Annotated in this window: 17 protein-coding genes and 1 pseudogene; 14 read left to right on the top strand and 4 right to left on the bottom strand. The window is 37.9% G+C overall.

Annotated features, from left to right (window positions below; genetic code table 11):
* Positions 1-133 precede the first annotated feature (133 nt).
* A complete protein-coding gene (locus tag ACJ004_RS06380) occupies positions 134-778 on the top strand; it encodes an LCP family protein (protein ID WP_410891892.1) in 645 nt (214 codons plus the stop codon).
* Complete coding sequence (locus ACJ004_RS06375; RefSeq protein WP_410891891.1) at positions 766-1,044, top strand: LCP family protein; 279 nt, start codon at positions 766-768, stop codon at positions 1,042-1,044. Before ACJ004_RS06380 ends, ACJ004_RS06375 begins: the two co-directional genes overlap by 13 nt.
* 184 nt (positions 1,045-1,228) lie before the next feature.
* On the opposite strand, the gene ACJ004_RS06370 is transcribed toward ACJ004_RS06375, so the two are convergent.
* Positions 1,229-1,528 (bottom strand): hypothetical protein, encoded by a 300-nt coding sequence (locus ACJ004_RS06370; RefSeq protein WP_410891889.1) that lies wholly within the window; start codon positions 1,526-1,528, stop codon positions 1,229-1,231.
* Between the two features lie 146 nt (positions 1,529-1,674).
* Here ACJ004_RS06370 and ACJ004_RS06365 point away from each other — a divergent pair, with 146 nt between their 5' ends.
* The 6 genes from ACJ004_RS06365 (at position 1,675) to ACJ004_RS06340 (ending at position 5,346) form a co-directional block, all read left to right on the top strand.
* Positions 1,675-1,956, top strand: coding sequence for a DUF1292 domain-containing protein (locus tag ACJ004_RS06365; RefSeq protein WP_410891888.1), 282 nt, complete (start codon positions 1,675-1,677; stop codon positions 1,954-1,956).
* A gap of 132 nt (positions 1,957-2,088) precedes the next feature.
* Positions 2,089-2,337, top strand: a complete 249-nt coding sequence (locus tag ACJ004_RS06360; protein WP_410891886.1) for a hypothetical protein — start codon at positions 2,089-2,091, stop codon at positions 2,335-2,337.
* A gap of 23 nt (positions 2,338-2,360) precedes the next feature.
* Positions 2,361-3,146, top strand: coding sequence for an alpha/beta fold hydrolase (locus ACJ004_RS06355; RefSeq protein WP_410891884.1), 786 nt, complete (start codon positions 2,361-2,363; stop codon positions 3,144-3,146).
* A gap of 297 nt (positions 3,147-3,443) precedes the next feature.
* A complete protein-coding gene (locus ACJ004_RS06350) occupies positions 3,444-4,088 on the top strand; it encodes an alpha/beta hydrolase (RefSeq protein ID WP_410891883.1) in 645 nt (214 codons plus the stop codon).
* A gap of 24 nt (positions 4,089-4,112) precedes the next feature.
* On the top strand, positions 4,113-4,544 hold the full coding sequence (locus tag ACJ004_RS06345) for a DoxX family protein (protein ID WP_410891881.1): 432 nt from the start codon (positions 4,113-4,115) through the stop codon (positions 4,542-4,544).
* A gap of 25 nt (positions 4,545-4,569) precedes the next feature.
* Positions 4,570-5,346, top strand: a complete 777-nt coding sequence (locus ACJ004_RS06340) for a DODA-type extradiol aromatic ring-opening family dioxygenase (protein ID WP_410891880.1) — start codon at positions 4,570-4,572, stop codon at positions 5,344-5,346.
* Positions 5,347-5,411: 65 nt separating this feature from the next.
* Here the strand turns inward: ACJ004_RS06340 and ACJ004_RS06335 are convergent, their stop codons facing one another.
* Entirely contained in the window at positions 5,412-5,771 is a 360-nt protein-coding gene (locus ACJ004_RS06335; protein WP_410891878.1) for a hypothetical protein, read from the bottom strand.
* Between the two features lie 285 nt (positions 5,772-6,056).
* Here ACJ004_RS06335 and ACJ004_RS06330 point away from each other — a divergent pair, with 285 nt between their 5' ends.
* From ACJ004_RS06330 to ACJ004_RS06320, 3 genes and pseudogenes are all read left to right on the top strand, one after another.
* Positions 6,057-7,235 carry an iron-containing alcohol dehydrogenase gene (locus ACJ004_RS06330; protein ID WP_410891876.1) on the top strand — a complete coding sequence of 393 codons (1,179 nt, stop codon included), beginning with the start codon at positions 6,057-6,059 and terminating at the stop codon, positions 7,233-7,235.
* A complete protein-coding gene (locus ACJ004_RS06325) occupies positions 7,228-7,620 on the top strand; it encodes an acyl-CoA thioesterase (RefSeq protein WP_410891874.1) in 393 nt (130 codons plus the stop codon). The genes ACJ004_RS06330 and ACJ004_RS06325 overlap by 8 nt, the downstream gene beginning before the upstream one ends.
* A gap of 203 nt (positions 7,621-7,823) precedes the next feature.
* Positions 7,824-8,824 (top strand): annotated as a pseudogene (locus tag ACJ004_RS06320) (LLM class flavin-dependent oxidoreductase).
* A 34-nt stretch (positions 8,825-8,858) separates the two neighbouring features.
* Here ACJ004_RS06320 and ACJ004_RS06315 read toward each other — a convergent pair.
* A complete protein-coding gene (locus ACJ004_RS06315; protein ID WP_410891872.1) occupies positions 8,859-10,031 on the bottom strand; it encodes a glycosyl hydrolase family 18 protein in 1,173 nt (390 codons plus the stop codon).
* 204 nt (positions 10,032-10,235) lie between these two features.
* Between ACJ004_RS06315 and trhO the strand changes: the two genes are divergently transcribed.
* The 3 genes from trhO (at position 10,236) to ACJ004_RS06300 (ending at position 14,469) form a co-directional block, all read left to right on the top strand.
* Positions 10,236-11,201 (top strand): oxygen-dependent tRNA uridine(34) hydroxylase TrhO, encoded by a 966-nt coding sequence (gene trhO, locus ACJ004_RS06310; protein ID WP_410891870.1) that lies wholly within the window; start codon positions 10,236-10,238, stop codon positions 11,199-11,201.
* Between the two features lie 147 nt (positions 11,202-11,348).
* Positions 11,349-13,136: an oligoendopeptidase F gene (pepF, locus tag ACJ004_RS06305; RefSeq protein ID WP_410891868.1), complete on the top strand. Its 1,788-nt coding sequence runs from the start codon at positions 11,349-11,351 to the stop codon at positions 13,134-13,136.
* A gap of 130 nt (positions 13,137-13,266) precedes the next feature.
* Positions 13,267-14,469 (top strand): CapA family protein, encoded by a 1,203-nt coding sequence (locus ACJ004_RS06300; RefSeq protein ID WP_410891867.1) that lies wholly within the window; start codon positions 13,267-13,269, stop codon positions 14,467-14,469.
* Between the two features lie 41 nt (positions 14,470-14,510).
* On the opposite strand, the gene ACJ004_RS06295 is transcribed toward ACJ004_RS06300, so the two are convergent.
* Positions 14,511-16,043 carry a glycosyltransferase family 2 protein gene (locus tag ACJ004_RS06295; protein ID WP_410891866.1) on the bottom strand — a complete coding sequence of 511 codons (1,533 nt, stop codon included), beginning with the start codon at positions 16,041-16,043 and terminating at the stop codon, positions 14,511-14,513.
* Positions 16,044-16,222: the final 179 nt, after the last annotated feature.

The raw sequence follows: 16,222 nt of genomic DNA, 5'->3' as shown, positions 1-16,222 counted from the left end.
TGTAAGGATAGAAAATAGGAAAGATAATGGTATTGAAGAATAAACAAAAGTGAAAAATGAGAAATTAAGTAGACAGCAATTTATTTCTTTGAGCGAATATTATTGAAAGTTGGTGAAAAGCTTGAGAATATTCATGATCATTTTATTGTCTATTTTAATAGGAGGCTGTTCAGCTGGAAATTTAAGCGATCTAAATCAAGTCAAACCTTCTTCACCATCCAAAATAGAAGATCATAAAAATCATAAAGATAAAAAAGGAACCATGAACTTTCTTTTAATAGGGAATGACTCAAGAGGCGAACCGCAATCTTTCTCAGATGCAATCATTATTGCTCAATATGTTCCAAAAGAAGGTAATATTAAGTTAATTAGTTTGATGAGAGACAGTTATGTCAAAATTCCAGGCTATTCTAAAGGGTACGACAAGCTTAATAAGGCCTATTTTATCGGTGGAAATGAATTATTAAAAAAGACGATTTATCAAAATTTCGGAATGGAAGTCGATCACTCCATTTCAATTGATTTTGAAGGGTTTGCTAACTTTATTGACCTTATTGCACCGGAAGGAATTACTGTCAATGTTAGTCAAAGGATGATTGACGATTTCAAAATGAACGCGAAGCCCGGGGAAAATGCGTTAAAAGGCAGAGAATTGTTAAAATATGTCCGGTTTAGACATGATGCCGAAAGTGATTTTGGCCGTGTCAAACGACAACAGGAAGTCATCGTCAAGGTAAAGGAACAATTAAAAAATAATTTAGTCATATGGAGTCGTTAGCAGCGCTGCCAGATTTTGTGGAGGAAAGTTTAAATCATGTGGATTCTGATATGGATAAAGGGGAGATATTATCAGTCCTATCTAAACTGGTCTTTTATCCGATTAAGAATATCGATAGTTTACGGATCCCGGTCCAAAATAGTTATGTAAATAAAACCTACCCGCATTCTGGGGCTGTCCTTGAAATTAATTTGGAGGAAAATAGAGAGGCTTTAAAAGACTTCTTAATGAAGCCTTCGCCGGTTAATAGGGAGTATCATTATTAATGAAAATAAGCAGACATAGCTCGTAGACTATGTCTCCTTTTTGAGAAAATATTGGAAGAAAATGTCTAATTGTACAAAACACTTTAAAATTTGTACAAAACTAATTGGTACTTGTACTTAACTTCAAAAAATCGTACAAAATGACCCGAAATCTGCACAAAACCTCTCCAAAATCGTACAAAACTTATTTTTTCAGTTTGTTGATCTCTTCCGTAACAACAAATGCAAGATCATCGTTGCCAAACAACGATAACACACCAAGCAATGTTTGGTTATCGACTTCTCCAGCTTCTTCTTTAGGTACGGTTAGCTCAATGGCTTCCTTTAAAGCAGGATTTGAGGATTGATTCGGATAGGCTCGCAAATATAACTCTTCTGGATTTAGATCATGATTCACGCACCATTGAGCAAAAATCAGAATCATCATTTTCTCCTCGCCACGATAGTTTTCGATTATCTTTTCTTCTAACTGTTTTTGATTCATTAGGGATTCTCCTTAGAAAGCATTATGAACTAATTATATAAGATTTTTGGCGAATATATAGTGGAAATACATGTTTTCGAATGAAACTCCTTCGATTTAGGGATACTGTGTTAAGAAAAGACTTTTTTTAGAAAGGGGAACAAATAATGAGTAAAGTAGAAGTCCAAGAAATTTTTACTATTACTGATGATAACGGTGAGGAACAAGAAGTTGAAGTGTTAGGAGTCATGACTATAGAAGGAACAGACTATGTTGCGGTTGGATTTGCGGATGAGATTAGGCAAGAATCAGATGAAGATATTGATATCTTTTTTATGAAAGTAGATGAAGACGGTGATTTAGCCGCTATCGAAAGTGATGAAGAGTTCGACAAGGTTTCTGCAGCGTTTGATGAAATGATGGATGAAGAAGAGGGAATGGAAGAATAAATAACGCGGTCGGAGAGGGATGAATCCATATCTCTCTTTTTTGTTACAAAGATTACAATTGGGAAAATTATGTATGTATAAAACCATACTTGGCATACTACATTTGTAGAACATCTATAAAGGAGCAATGTAATGCTAATTGAAGAAGGTACAAAATATCAAATATCTCAAGGGATTAAAAGTTTTTTCAATTCTGCTGAATCCTTAACAGTCAAAAGTTATAATGGAGTTACAGTTCAATTTACTCTTGCAGATAGTAAAGGTCATGGTTCCATGCCAATTGATCATTTAAACTATTTATTGAAAAAATCTAACTTAACGCTAATCCCAAATAAAAGAATGTTACTTAGCAACGAAAATAGTGAAGAGCAAATTAGCTGAACAAACTCTGGGGTGATACCTGTATGGACATGAAGAAACTCATTTTACAAGATTCAACAGTGGCGTACATAGATAGTGGGGAAGGGAGACCAATCGTTCTTCTACATGGCTTTTGTGGGAGTTCAAGTTATTGGGAGTTTGTTATCCCAACATTGTCCGCTGACTTCCGGGTGATTGCACTAGATCTTCCTGGACATGGGCAGTCAGAACCATTAAAAGGCAATAGTTCGATTGAGGATAAAGCGGATCAAGTGAAAAAACTTTTAGATGCATTAAATTTATCAGATGTCACGATGTTTGGTCACTCATTAGGCGGTTACATCACATTAGCTTTCGCTGAAAAGTACAGCAGCCAATTAAAAGGATATTCTCTAATCCACTCCACTGCCTTTCCTGATTCGGAGGAAGCGAAAAAAGGTAGATTAACAAATATTGAAAAAATAAACCAGTCCGGGATTTATTCGCTAATTGATGGCTTGGTACCGAAACTATTCTCGCCAGAAAACCAAGATGAGAATTATGTAGGTACAGCCATGGAAATAGGCTATTCAACCTCTGCGCAAGGTGCGATCGATGCCCTCCATGCGATGAAGGACCGGCCAGATCGGAATCAAGTATTAGAATCTTCAACATTGCCCGTGCTATTAGTTGCCGGAGAACAAGACCAAATCATCCCAGCAGAAAAAACATTTTCGGTCAACAAGTCCAATATTAAGCATTCATTAATTAAAAAATCCGGCCATATGAGTATGTTTGAAAATCCCTTGGAACTTATTTCAGAGATACAAGGATTTTTAGCGTCGTTATAAGGTGGAAAATAGGAACCGATTAGGTTCCTATTTTTTTAATAGGAGTATTCTAATATAAAACATATTTATATATTGGAAAATAATTATTGACAATTAAACTAGTTGCTTGGTATTCTATAAACAACAAATATTCATATTAAGAAACATGTGAATTTGTTTTTTGTCCTGTAGTTTCCTTATATGAATAATTTTTATTTATTTAGATTTATAATCTTAATAATTAGTTACTTTTTAGGTTTAGTAACCATATAACCAGCCACCCTATTGGTAACGGGATCAAAAGAAAGGATGATGGAAATGAATTCACCGATGATCTATGAGTTTCGTCGACCAGCACAGATTGAACAAGGAAGAACCTATCCTGCGTTGTTTTTAATGCACGGGATTGGCAGTAATGAACAGAATATGCTGTCACTAGTAAACGGATTAGAAGACCGTTTTTACATTTTTAGTATTCGTGGCCATCTTCCACAGCCACCAGGCTTTGCGTTTTTTTCTATTCAAGGATACGGGAAACCGCATCGGGAAGTGTTCGATGAAGGGATCCGTAAACTGACAAGCTTTATTGATTATGCCTGCGATGAATATCCAATAGATGTGAGTCAATTGTTCTTACTCGGATTTAGTCAAGGTGCAATTTTGTCGATGACGCTTGGGTTAACACTGGGCAGCCGAATAAAGGGGATTATTGCACTAAGTGGCTACGTTCCTGCTTTCGTAAAAGAAGAGTACAAGATACAGCCAGTTGATAAACTGTCGTTATTTATTTCCCATGGGGAGATGGATCAGGTTCTTCCCTTTGATTGGGGATTGGCAAATAATGAGTATTTTCGTGGATTAGGAGCAAATGTGACCTTTAAAACCTATCAAGAGGGACATACCGTTTCGATGGAAAACCATCAGGATTTTATGAACTGGTTAATGGATAATGTTGACCAATAAATTTTTAAAAAGGGGAAAATAATCATGTTAAAAAAATTCGAAGCTAGTACATTAATTATAAGAGTCATGTTAGGTATGACGTTCTTTGTTCATGGGTTAGTTAAATTTCAAGGCGGAATTGAAAATATCGTTGGCTGGTTTGACAGTATCGGTTTACCAGGATTCTTAGCGTATGGTGTTGCTACAGTAGAAATGATTGGTGGTGCTGCATTAATTCTTGGTTTAGGCAGCCGAATTGTCTCCATTATATTATCATTGTTAATGATTGGTGCGATCGTCAAAGTGAAACTAGCTGGAGGATTTTTAGGAAACGGACAAATGGCTGGGTACGAATTGGATTTGGCCTTACTAGCTATGGCTGTGTTTATTGCGATTAATGGTAGTAAAATGTTTGCACTCGATCAACTCATTTTCAAAGGCAAGCAGGAAGAAACAACATCATTTTCAAGAATTTAATCTAACTAAATTGGGGGAAGAAACAATGCTGCCATCTTTTTTTATTGCTCATGGAGCACCGTTATTAGCAATTGAGAAAAATGAATATACTCAGTTTCTAACTCAGCTCGAGCAAACATTGCCCCGGCCAAAGGCAATTATCTTGTTTTCAGCTCATTGGGAATCATCAATGCAAAAAGTAAGCCAGGTCGACACCTATGAAACTATTTATGATTTTGGTGGATTCGATCCAGAATTATACAGGATTAAGTATCCGGCTCAAGGGAACGAGCAGATTTCAGAAGAAATTAAAGATTTGTTCACGAAAAATGGTGTTCCCTTCGAAGTTGAATCGAAACGCGGCCTTGATCATGGGGCATGGGTCGTTCTACGACTACTGTATCCGAATGCAGATATCCCGGTCATTTCGATGTCAGTTAATCCAAAACTTAAGCCAGAAGAGCAGTATAAAGTTGGGAAAGGCTTATCATCATTACGAGCTAATGATATTTTAATTATTGGAAGCGGTGGAACTGTTCATAACCTCCGGGCAGTGAAATGGACAGATAACGACGTCGACCAATGGGCACTAGAGTTTGACGATTGGTTAGCTCAGCACTTAAATGCTTGGGATCTGGATTCCTTATTTCAGTATGAATCACTGGCTCCAAATGCGGAATATGCTGTACCCCGTTATGGCAATGAACACTTCATCCCGATTTTCTATGCGATGGGGGCAGCTGATGATAGCCAAAAAGCAAAGTTACTGTATCGTAGTTTCCGTTATGGAAATTTAAGTCATAGTGTTTGGCAGTTTGGGTGAAAAGAATATTAGTGATAAATAAAGATCCTTCCGCGCTGGGAAGGATTTTTTTGTTTTCTTTATTATTACATAGGGACCTGGCCCATATATTGTCCTTCAAAAAAAACTGCCATCTCTATAAAGCCATCCTGATTATAAAATGGTACTGCGACCATTGTAATATCACCCTGAGAATGATTGATAACTACTTCAATGTTTTTTGCCCCTCTATAGCTATATCCTTTGCCTTTAAGAGAATGTTTTACGTTCTTAAATTCTTGACTACTTAATAAATTAGCAACAATTTTATTCTTTTCAGCTCCTAAAACTGGTGAAACTATGCAACCACATTCATCTGGCTCTTCAGCCTTCACTGTATTCCCAGTAGTCAAAAACAATGATAATGCAATAACTACTCCAGCTAAGACAGTTAATAATTTCTTCATCGTTTCTCCTCCTTTATTTACTCTCTTTAACTTGATTCTCTCTTTTTCGACAATCTCCTTCAAACTATTTGGAAAAATATTCGACAAATACCAGATTTTATTACAAATTCGTGTCAAAATTGGTGTCAGGCCCCTGGATATTGTCATTTCTTTTCTTTCCTTTTTAAGAAGGGATTCTTAATTAGAAAAAGAAAAATAAATATGTATAGATTTGTACCGTCTAAGTTCTTTTACGAAATTTACATTTTTTTTTGAGGGAATAAAGGAAAAGGGGGATTATTTAGGATGATTTCTACTTTACGATTTCCAATACGATCGCATACAGGTTTGGGTTCGATTGAAAAACTCTTTGTAGAGGTACGGAATTGGAACTTAAAAAAGATACTGATTGTAACTGATCAAACCCTTGTTAATATTGGTTTGGTCGATAAATTCTTAGGACCATTGAAAGAAGAATTGGCTGTTAGTGTATATTCTGATGTCGAGCCAGAGCCTTCCCTTGGTTGTGCCGAGAGACTTGTTGGGTATACACGGCAGGAAGGCTTTGACTGTGTACTTGGATTTGGGGGTGGAAGTGCTCTTGATCTAGCAAAGTTGGCAGCAGTCATTTCTCAAAATGAAGGAGACGTGTCCGATTATTTAAATTTAACTGGCACCAGGAAATTGGAGCGTCACGGAATCCCTAAAATATTGATACCAACTACCTTAGGCACCGGAAGCGAAGTAACGGATATTGCCGTCTTATCACTCGAAGGAACTAAAGATGTTGTCACTCATGATTATTTACTCGCCAATGTTGCCATTGTGGATCCACAATTAACGCTCACTGTCCCCAAAAGAATCACCGCAGCGACAGGGATTGATGCATTAACCCATGCGGTGGAGGCATTTTTGTCTATTAATGCAAATGAAGCAACCGATGCACTCGCCATTAAGGCGATTGAACTGATTGGCGGGGCGATAAAGAATGCTGTGGAAAATGGTGCGGACCTTGAATCACGAACCGCCATGAGTTATGGAAGCTATCTTGCTGGATTAGCTTTTTTCAATGCAGGAGTTGCGGGCGTGCATGCCTTGGCCTATCCATTAGGAAGTCAATTTAAGTTGCCACATGGGGAATCTAATGCGGTATTACTTCCGTATGTAATGAAATATATTACCTCAAGTTGTCCTAAAAAGATGAATATGGTTGGGAATATTTTATCTAAACATGTAGACGAACGAACTGCGGAGGATTTTTTGAAATTATTTTTTAGATTAGTAGAGGATGTGGGACTTCCCACTACCTTAAAGGACTATGGAATTCCAGAGTCTGCTCTTGACAGCTTAACTGATGACGCGGTAAAGCAAAAACGATTGCTGTCACGGAGCCCTAAAAAGCTTGATCGGGAGGTTATTTATCAAATTTACCAACTGGCCTTCGAGGGTGTTACAAATGATAAAGGCGGGGATTTTGATGTATAGGACCATACTCGAGCCCAGAGTTTCTGAGACTGATGGTGTGGGCCACATAAATAATACAACCGTTCCCATATGGTTTGAAGCTGGACGAAATCAACTGTTTAAATTGTTTACACCTGATAGCTCGTTTGAAAATTGGAAAATGATTATCCTTAATATGCATGTCGATTATGTTGACCAGATTTATTTTGGAAAACATGTAGAAATTAAAACATGGGTGAAACGAATTGGTAATTCGAGTTTAGAACTGTACGAAGAGATTCACCAGGAAAATCGGTTATGCGCAAGGGGTACGACTGTGTATGTTAATTTTAATTTACAAACACAGAAATCTGAACCGATTCCTGCTCATATCAGACAGGAGTTAGAAAAACATTTATATGATTGACGACCGAAGCTGTGAAAAAAGAGGTGGGACGGTAGCCAATAGGGCTTATTGACGACTGAAACAGTAAAAAATAGTAAAGGAACAGTCGTCAATAGGACTTATTGATGACAAAAATGGTGAAAAAAGTGAAAGAACAGTCGCCAATAGAGGTATTGACGACAATTTAATATATCATTTTCCTAAATGAAAGGAGGAAGATAGGGATGAGGTTAAGTATCTTAGACCAAGCACCAATTTCTTCAAATCAAACGGCCAATGAAGCATTAAATGAATCGATGAAATTAGCCCAAGCAGCTGAAACATTTGGTTATACGCGTTATTGGATTGCTGAACACCATGGTTTAGAGGGTTTAGCCTGTTCTGCACCTGAAGTGATGTTAGCTTACATAGGTGCAAATACGAGTAAAATTCGAATTGGTTCGGGAGCGGTCTTATTACCACACTACAAGCCATATAAAGTGGCAGAAGTTTACAATATGTTGGCGACGCTTTTTCCAGGTCGAATTGATATTGGTATCGGTCGGGCACCGGGTGGTTCCGCTGAAGCAACCAATGCCTTATCAGATAACTTTCTGCAGCAGATATGGAACATGCCTGCCTCGGTGGAAAACCTGCTGCACTTTTTAGAGGGGAATTTTCCTGTTGACCATGAATTCGCTAAATTATCTGCCTCACCAATCCCGGTAGATCCGCCTGTTCCATGCTTCTTGGTACTAGTAAAAAAAGTGCCAAATTAGCAGCAGAAAATGGCCTTCCGTATGCCTTTGGCCAATTTATGAGCGATAAGGACGGGAAAGAGATTATCCAACAATATCTAGAGTCTTTTAAGCCACGGAAAAAGGATCAACAGCCACAGGTAATTGTAACTGTTACAACTATTTGTGCCGAAACAGATGAGAAGGCGGAAGAGGTCGCTTTAAGCACGCTTATTTGGGCATTCCAAAGGATAAAAGGAGAAGGCGGCAGAGTTCCATCTGTCGAGGAAGCAAAGCAGTATCTACTAACAGTTCTTGAAAAGGAATCATTAGAAAAAATGAAACAAAAGATGATCATTGGGAACCCACAAAGGGTGTACCAAAATCTTAAGGCTCTGCAAGTAGATTATTACGCGGATGAGATCATGATTGTCACCATTACCCATGATCCAGAAGATCGTATCCGCTCGTATCAACTGATTGCCGATGAAGCACGCCTTACAAACTAAAAGGCTGTCCCCCTCTGGGAACAGCCTTTTCATGTTAATAGCCTTTTGCTGTATAGTATTTAACTGGTTCGTTATTCAACGCTTTTAGTTCAGAAGAAATGGTCCCTGTCAGACTGTGTGACCCTTGGGCATCTAGACCAACTTCCCACATCATCATCCCACCAAAGCCATGATCTAGGGCTAAACGTGTTTTCTTTTTCATCGTCGCACCACCGTTATAATGGTAGGTCGTCCCATTCATTTTCACGGTGTCCTTTCCGGCATACGCTGGATTTTTGTTAATAATCGCAGCAAATGAGACTTGTTTAATTTTAGGATCTTCCGGTTGAGCGTAAGACGGGACGCCTAATACTAATTTCTCTTTTGAAAGTTTATGAGTATCAAATAGGTTCGTCCAATAGTTTACAATTTTCTCAGTATACGGATAAGGCGATAAATTAGCGGCATTGTAACCGCCGTCCCACTGACCATCATAGGCCATGATATTGACATGGTCGACATACTGGAACATGGTTGGTTCATACTGAATAAAGCCAACTTCCGTTAACGTTACCGCATGAATTTTAGAATTGACCGCAATAGACAGCTCTTTCTTTTTCGGGTGGAGCTGTGCACTTAACTCTTTTGCGAAGGCAGCAAGATTTTTTGCATCTGCTGCTGTGCGAGGGTGTTCAAAATCGATATCAATCCCATCTAGCTTTTCGCGGACTGCGATATTAGTAAGCTCTTTAACTAGCTTTGCTCTAGATTTAGGATTAGAGATTGCTGGTTTAAAATAATTATAGGATTCGCCACCCTTGATGTGGTACCATCCACCAATCGCAAGCATGACTTTCGTGTCATACTTTTCTGCTTTTTTAACAACTGTTCTAAGGTTTTTTAAAGGTAGATCGCCATTAAACATAACCCCGCCATCCTTCGTAGGATGAACAAACGAGAAAATAACATGTGTTAATTTCGAATAATCAACAATGTTTGGGTCACGATAATCCTGAACATAACCAATGAGTACCTTTGATGGTACTTTATTCAACTTAGGCAGCTCTTTTGGATTGGGTTTAATAGCCGATTTAGGTGCATTCTCTATAATTAGCGTACTAGGACGCTCTTGCTTTTGATTGTTTTTGGAAAAAAGGACTCCAGTTAGTATTCCTCCAATGAAGGTAACCGCAATTACCAGGCTAAGGAGGAGATAACGTTTCTTCATAGTTTGTGTTCCTCCTTACAATTTCTCACATAGAAAATTATAACAGAATAAGGGAGAAAGTCGGATGGTAATATCCACCTTAGCATGAATTACATCCTTTGGAAAGTGAAAAAATTTGAATATACATGTTGGTTTTTGCTATAATCATAAGGTTAATGCTAAAAACCAAGTGTTTTTTATATATAAAATTGTAAGGTGGTAACCATGAATCAAGAATATAGAGTGTTATTATATTATAAATATGTATCTATAGAGAATCCTGAAGAAGTGACCCAGGAGCATCTTAATTTATGTAATGAACTTGGCCTCAAAGGGCGAATTATCATTGCATCTGAAGGTATTAACGGGACGGTGTCAGGCACCATTGAACAAACTGACGCCTATATGAAATATATGAATGAACATCCACTGTTTGCAGGGACTATTTTTAAAATTGATGAAGCGTCCGAGCATGCCTTTAAAAAAATGAAGGTACGGTGCAGACCGGAGCTTGTCACTTTGCGTTTGGAAGATGACGTCAATCCAAATGTGCAAACAGGGAAGCATTTGAAACCAAAGGAATTCTTTGAGGCAATGCAGAAAGAAGATACGGTTGTCATCGATGCTCGAAATGATTATGAGTATGATCTAGGTCATTTTAAAGGGGCTGTTAGACCGGATGTTCTTAATTTCCGTGACCTTCCACAATGGATCCGAGAAAATAAGCAGGAATTTGAAGGCAAAAAGATTCTTACTTATTGTACAGGTGGAATTCGTTGTGAAAAATTCTCTGGCTGGCTGCTTCAAGAAGGTTTTGAAGATGTATCACAGCTTGAAGGCGGGATCGTTACCTATGGTAAAGACCCTGAAGTACAGGGAGAACTATGGGATGGACAGCTTTATGTGTTTGATGAGCGTATAAGTGTTCTTGTTAATCAAAAAGAGCATGTCGTTGTCGGGAAGGATTTTTACTCGGGTGAGCCTTGTGAACGCTACGTAAATTGTGCTAACCCAGAATGTAACCGAAAAATTCTTTGCTCGGAGGAGAACGAACATAAGCACCTTCGCAGTTGTTCACATGAGTGCCGCGTTCATCCTCGCAACCGTTATGTGGCACAGCACGGTTTAAGTGAAGAAGAGGTCCAGGAAAGATTGGCAGTCATTGAGAAAGAGAAAGAGTTATCCAAATAATTATTTCTAAGGAAGCAGGTCATTTCGGTGGCCTGCTTTTTATGTGTTCTTTTTTCAGGGTTACCAATAGGAATTTTCGAATATATTGATTATGATAGAGATTATAAATGTTTGAAATTTTTTACATAGAGAGGAGCGGAATAATGAATGGTGAACTATACCAATCGAAATGAAGTACCTATCGAGGAAAAGTGGAACTTAGAGGATATTTATTCAGATATCCACAAATGGGAAGAGGATTATTTTAAGATAGAAGAAACGGCTGCTAACCTTAAGGAATATGATGGAACGATTCAGGATGGCCATACGTTGTATCAATATCTCAATCAGCGCGAAGAGTTATCTTTTCTATTCAACAAAGTTTATGCCTATGCGATGCTGAGAGTGGATGAAAATACAAGGGATACTCAGGCACAATCCCATTTGGACCGAGCAAAACAACTCAGTGTAAAAGTTAGTGCTTCCACCTCCTTCTTTATGCCCTATTTATTAAGCCTTGATGAGGACACATTATCAGGATACATAAAAGCGGAGAAGATGCTGGATTACTTTGCGGAGGATTTATGGGAGTCGTTTCGTTACAAGCAGCATGTATTATCAAAGGAACAGGAAGCGGTCCTTTCTCAATTAGGGGAAGCTCTCTCAGCACCAGGGAATATTTTTGGCATGATGAATAATGCAGATATTAAATTCGGGGAAGTGACCAGTGAGAACGGTAACCCTGTTGAGCTAACGAGAGGAATGTACTCTAAATTAATCGAAGATACCGATCGTGAAAAACGGAGAGAGGCCTATAAGGCCTATTACCTTCCCTACCTGCAATTAAAAAATTCCATTGCTGCTACGCTTTCAGCTGCGATCAAAAATAATGTGACAACGGCTAAAATTCGTCAATATCCTTCAGCGTTGGAAAAAGCCCTGTTTGGAGATAATGTACCAAAAGAGGTTTATGAGAATCTCATCAAAACAGCCAAACAAAATATCAGTCCTCTCCATCAATATTCACGGATTCGTAAGGAAAAATTGAGTCTGGATGAGCTTCGTCAATATGATATGAGCGTCCCGCTTATAAGCGGTGTGAAGCAAGTCATTTCATTTGAAGAAGCCTATGACACGATGTGCAAGGCGTTAGCCCCGCTTGGGGAAGACTATGTCAATATTCTGAAGGAGTTTAAAGAGGCGCGTTATTTAGATGTCAGAGAAACTCCAGGGAAACGTTCTGGTGCTTACAATCTTGGGGTATACGGCGTCCATCCTTATATCCTTTTAAATCATCAGGATGATTTGGACAGCTTATTCACGTTGGTCCATGAATGCGGGCATGGGGTTCACAGCCGGTTAAGTTCGCAGCATCAACCACAAATAACGGCGCGATACAGCATTTTTGTGGCAGAAGTGGCGTCAACCGTTAATGAAGTCCTCTTAATTAATTATTTATTAAACAACGAGAAAGATCCTGATGTTCGGAAACATTTAGTGAATCATTTCATCGATCAATTTAAGGGGACGTTCTTTACACAGGTTATGTTTGCTGAGTTTGAGATGAGGACACATGAAATGGCGGAAAAAGGAATGCCGCTAAATGTGGAAGTATTTAATCAAACCTATGAGACATTATTCCGGGAATATAATGGAGATGAGGTGGTCTTCGATGAAGAAGTAAAATTTGGCTGGTCAAGAATTCCTCATTTTTACCGCCCTTTCTATGTTTATAAATATGCTACTGGATTTGCGTCAGCGATTCATTTGGCGACCAAAATACTAGAAGGTGATCAGGAGACACTTAATTCCTATTTAGAATTCTTAAAGAGCGGCAGTTCGGATTATCCACTTGAATTATTAAAGAAAACCGGTGTCGACTTAACGACACCATATCCAATTGAAAATTCACTGAAACGATTTGGTGAGTTAGTGGAAGAGTTTTCGCAACTGTAAAAAATACATCCTCTAAACCCATGGTTTACTTCCTCCTGGAGGAGGCCATGGGTTATATTTTTATATAGAGTATTGAGTGAACTTATTGTAGAAAAAGAAAAGTTAAGTGTAAAAAGGGGAAATTTGGATTATGAATAGTAGAAAAGACACAAGACGAAGACGGAAGAAATCATTTCTACCTTTTCTTATCCTGGTAGTAATTTTGCTTATCTCTGGTGGTTTTTATTTGAACAGCAGTATGAAGGAAGAGAATGCTGCTTCGAACCTCTCTAAGAATAAGGGGAAAGATGCTGAGAAGGAAAAAAAAGAGGAACCAAAACAAGAAATGAAGCCAGAAAGCAAACCAGAAATCAAGCCTGAACCGGTCAAGGAAACAACCATTAAGATTAGTGCAGCGGGTGATTTTACACTAGGGTCGGATGAATCGTTTAATTATAGTTCTTCCTTCATCAAAGCGGCTGATGACAATGGACTGCCGTATTTTGTAAAAGGCTTAGATAATATTTTTGTAAATGATGATTTCACAACAGTCAATTTAGAAACAACCCTTACAAATGCGACCCAAAAAGCGGTAAAAACTTTTCGCTTTAAAGGTGACCCAGCCTATGCGAAAATTCTTGAATTAGGAGGGATTGAAGCAGTAAATCTAGCAAACAATCATATCCATGATTACTTAGATCAAGGCTATCAGGATACGATTACTTCCTTAAAGAATCAAAATATTGGCTACTTTGGTTATGACCATAAATATATTACAACCGTAAAAGATACGAAAATTGGTGCTTTGGGTTATGAGGGGTGGTCAGACACACCAGAATTACGCAGTCAAGTGGCAAAGGATATTAAAGAGTTACGGGCGCAAGGTGCCGGGATCATTCTCGTACATTATCATTGGGGGAGTGAACGGCATTATGTCCCTGACAGCTCCCAAAAGTCATTGGCCCGATATACCATCGATAGTGGTGCAGACCTTATACTTGGGCACCATCCTCATGTTGTTCAAGGAATTGAAGAATATAATGGGAAATTTATTGTCTACAGTCTCGGCAACTTCATGTTTGGCGGGAATAGAAATCCAAGTGACAAGGATACATTTGTATTTCAACAAACCTTTCATTTGAAAAATGGAGTACTTTCAGATACGAAGGAAATCAACGTCGTACCCTTTTCAATTTCTTCGGTTTCCTCAAGGAATGATTATCAACCGACGTTATTAACCGGCTCAGAAAAGAAAAGAGTCAAGCAGAAAATCATTGACGCATCAAACAACATCAAAGGTTCTGATTGGCTTGTATATGAAAATGATGACCAAGTAGTGAAAAAGGAAAACTAAATGTACACCAAACAAAGGGACAGCCATCATATACTGTCCCTTTATTTTATAGAAGAAATTTTTAGGCCAATGTTAGAGTAAATGGTATCGTAAAAAGTAAACTCACGGTTTTTATAGTGATAGGTGGCTTTGCCTTGGGTGGGTTTTCTGATGTTTATTTTCAAATAATCATTAAAACGTAAAAAAATGGAGTAGTTCGATGTCGGCAGCTGGTTTAATACGTCAAAATCCAGTGCAAGTGTTCCATTCCCGCTTTTATCAACACTTACAGGAAGGGAAGATTCCAGCAGGGCATTCTTTGTATCCCGAATCAGTCCATGTGCGAGTGTGTCCAAATGATCGCCAAACACTTTAAATTTAAGGGTGTATTTATTCTGATCCACATATTCATCTTCTAAAACGGAATGCATGGGAATACGAATATATTTATATTTGTCTTCTAAGAATGGAACAACCACAAAGGGAAGATGATCTTTTATCATAACATCTTTAATTTTCTCCTGCTTTTCCCAGACAATAAGGTTCTCAAGGTCTTTATATTTTTTATCGCGAAATAAGTGATAGACCACTTTGTTCATGGGTTGGATGAATTCTTCAGAAAACTCATAATTTAACTTTTTCGTTGTTTTTAACACTTGGTTAAATTTATAGTAATAGACCCGTTTCAGTTTCGTTTTATGAAAATGTGGTGTATTAAAAAACCGTGTAATCGAATCAAATTCATAGAGTCGGTTTAAAACCATCTTCTCTTTTTCTAGCGCTAACTTTTTCTTGATAATATGGTTAATGACTTTGAGATTACAATTGGTCTTTTGGATAATATTGGTCTGATTAGTTAATCGTGTATCTTGGTTATCAAGCCGATTTAAATAATATATTGGTTGTTCAGTTGTTGAAATCGTATCGCATTGGGTAAGCACATCAATGAAAAATTGCTTGTCCTCTGCAAATTTCATTTCAGGAAATAGAATTTGATTATCCTTTAGGATGTTCGTTTTTATCATGCGTGCTCTTGGCCCTAAATGATGGAAAATATGTGGAATCGATAAGGGTGACACACTTCTTCTTTCCTTGCAGGACTCATGCTCACCGACAACTGACATACCTTTTGATGTAACTTGAATCGTTTTGCCCACAACATAGTCATCACCAGTTTCCGCTAGAATCGTTGTTAATACTTCAAGTCCAGTGGGTTCAAGCCAATCATCGGCATCTAAAAAAGTAATATATTTTGATTGAGATAATTCAATCCCAATATTACGTGGGCGACCTGGTGTTCCAGTATTTCTCTTAAGAAAAACAACAATGATGTTAGCAAATTTTGCAGAGTATTCTAACAGGATTTTTCTTGAAGAGTCCGTGGAACAATCATCGATTAAAATAAATTCAATTTGATCCATGCCAAGGGATTGAGTAACAACAGAATCGATTGTTTTTCTTAAGTATTTTTCAGCATTATAAACGGGGGTAATGACAGTAACCCCCGTCGGTTTCCGCTCAGTCATTAATTTTTGATCAACGATATCATATCCATAAGCGTTACTTTGCTGCCGCTGATTCCAAATCCAACCCATGTGATTTCACCACCACTTTCTGTCTATCCTCTTACTTCTATTAATTGATATGTAAAAAACTCCAAACCATTATTATTTTTGGACAAACTTTTGAATCTTATTCGAAAAATAACTCACTTCCATTGAAACTGGTCTAGATTTCACGTCAATTGACAACTTTTTACACTAAATATATCTGA

The organism is Neobacillus sp. 204, assembly GCF_046562815.1.
Classification (GTDB): Bacteria; Bacillota; Bacilli; order Bacillales; family Cytobacillaceae; genus Neobacillus.
This window is presented reverse-complemented; position numbering and strand designations above follow the sequence as displayed.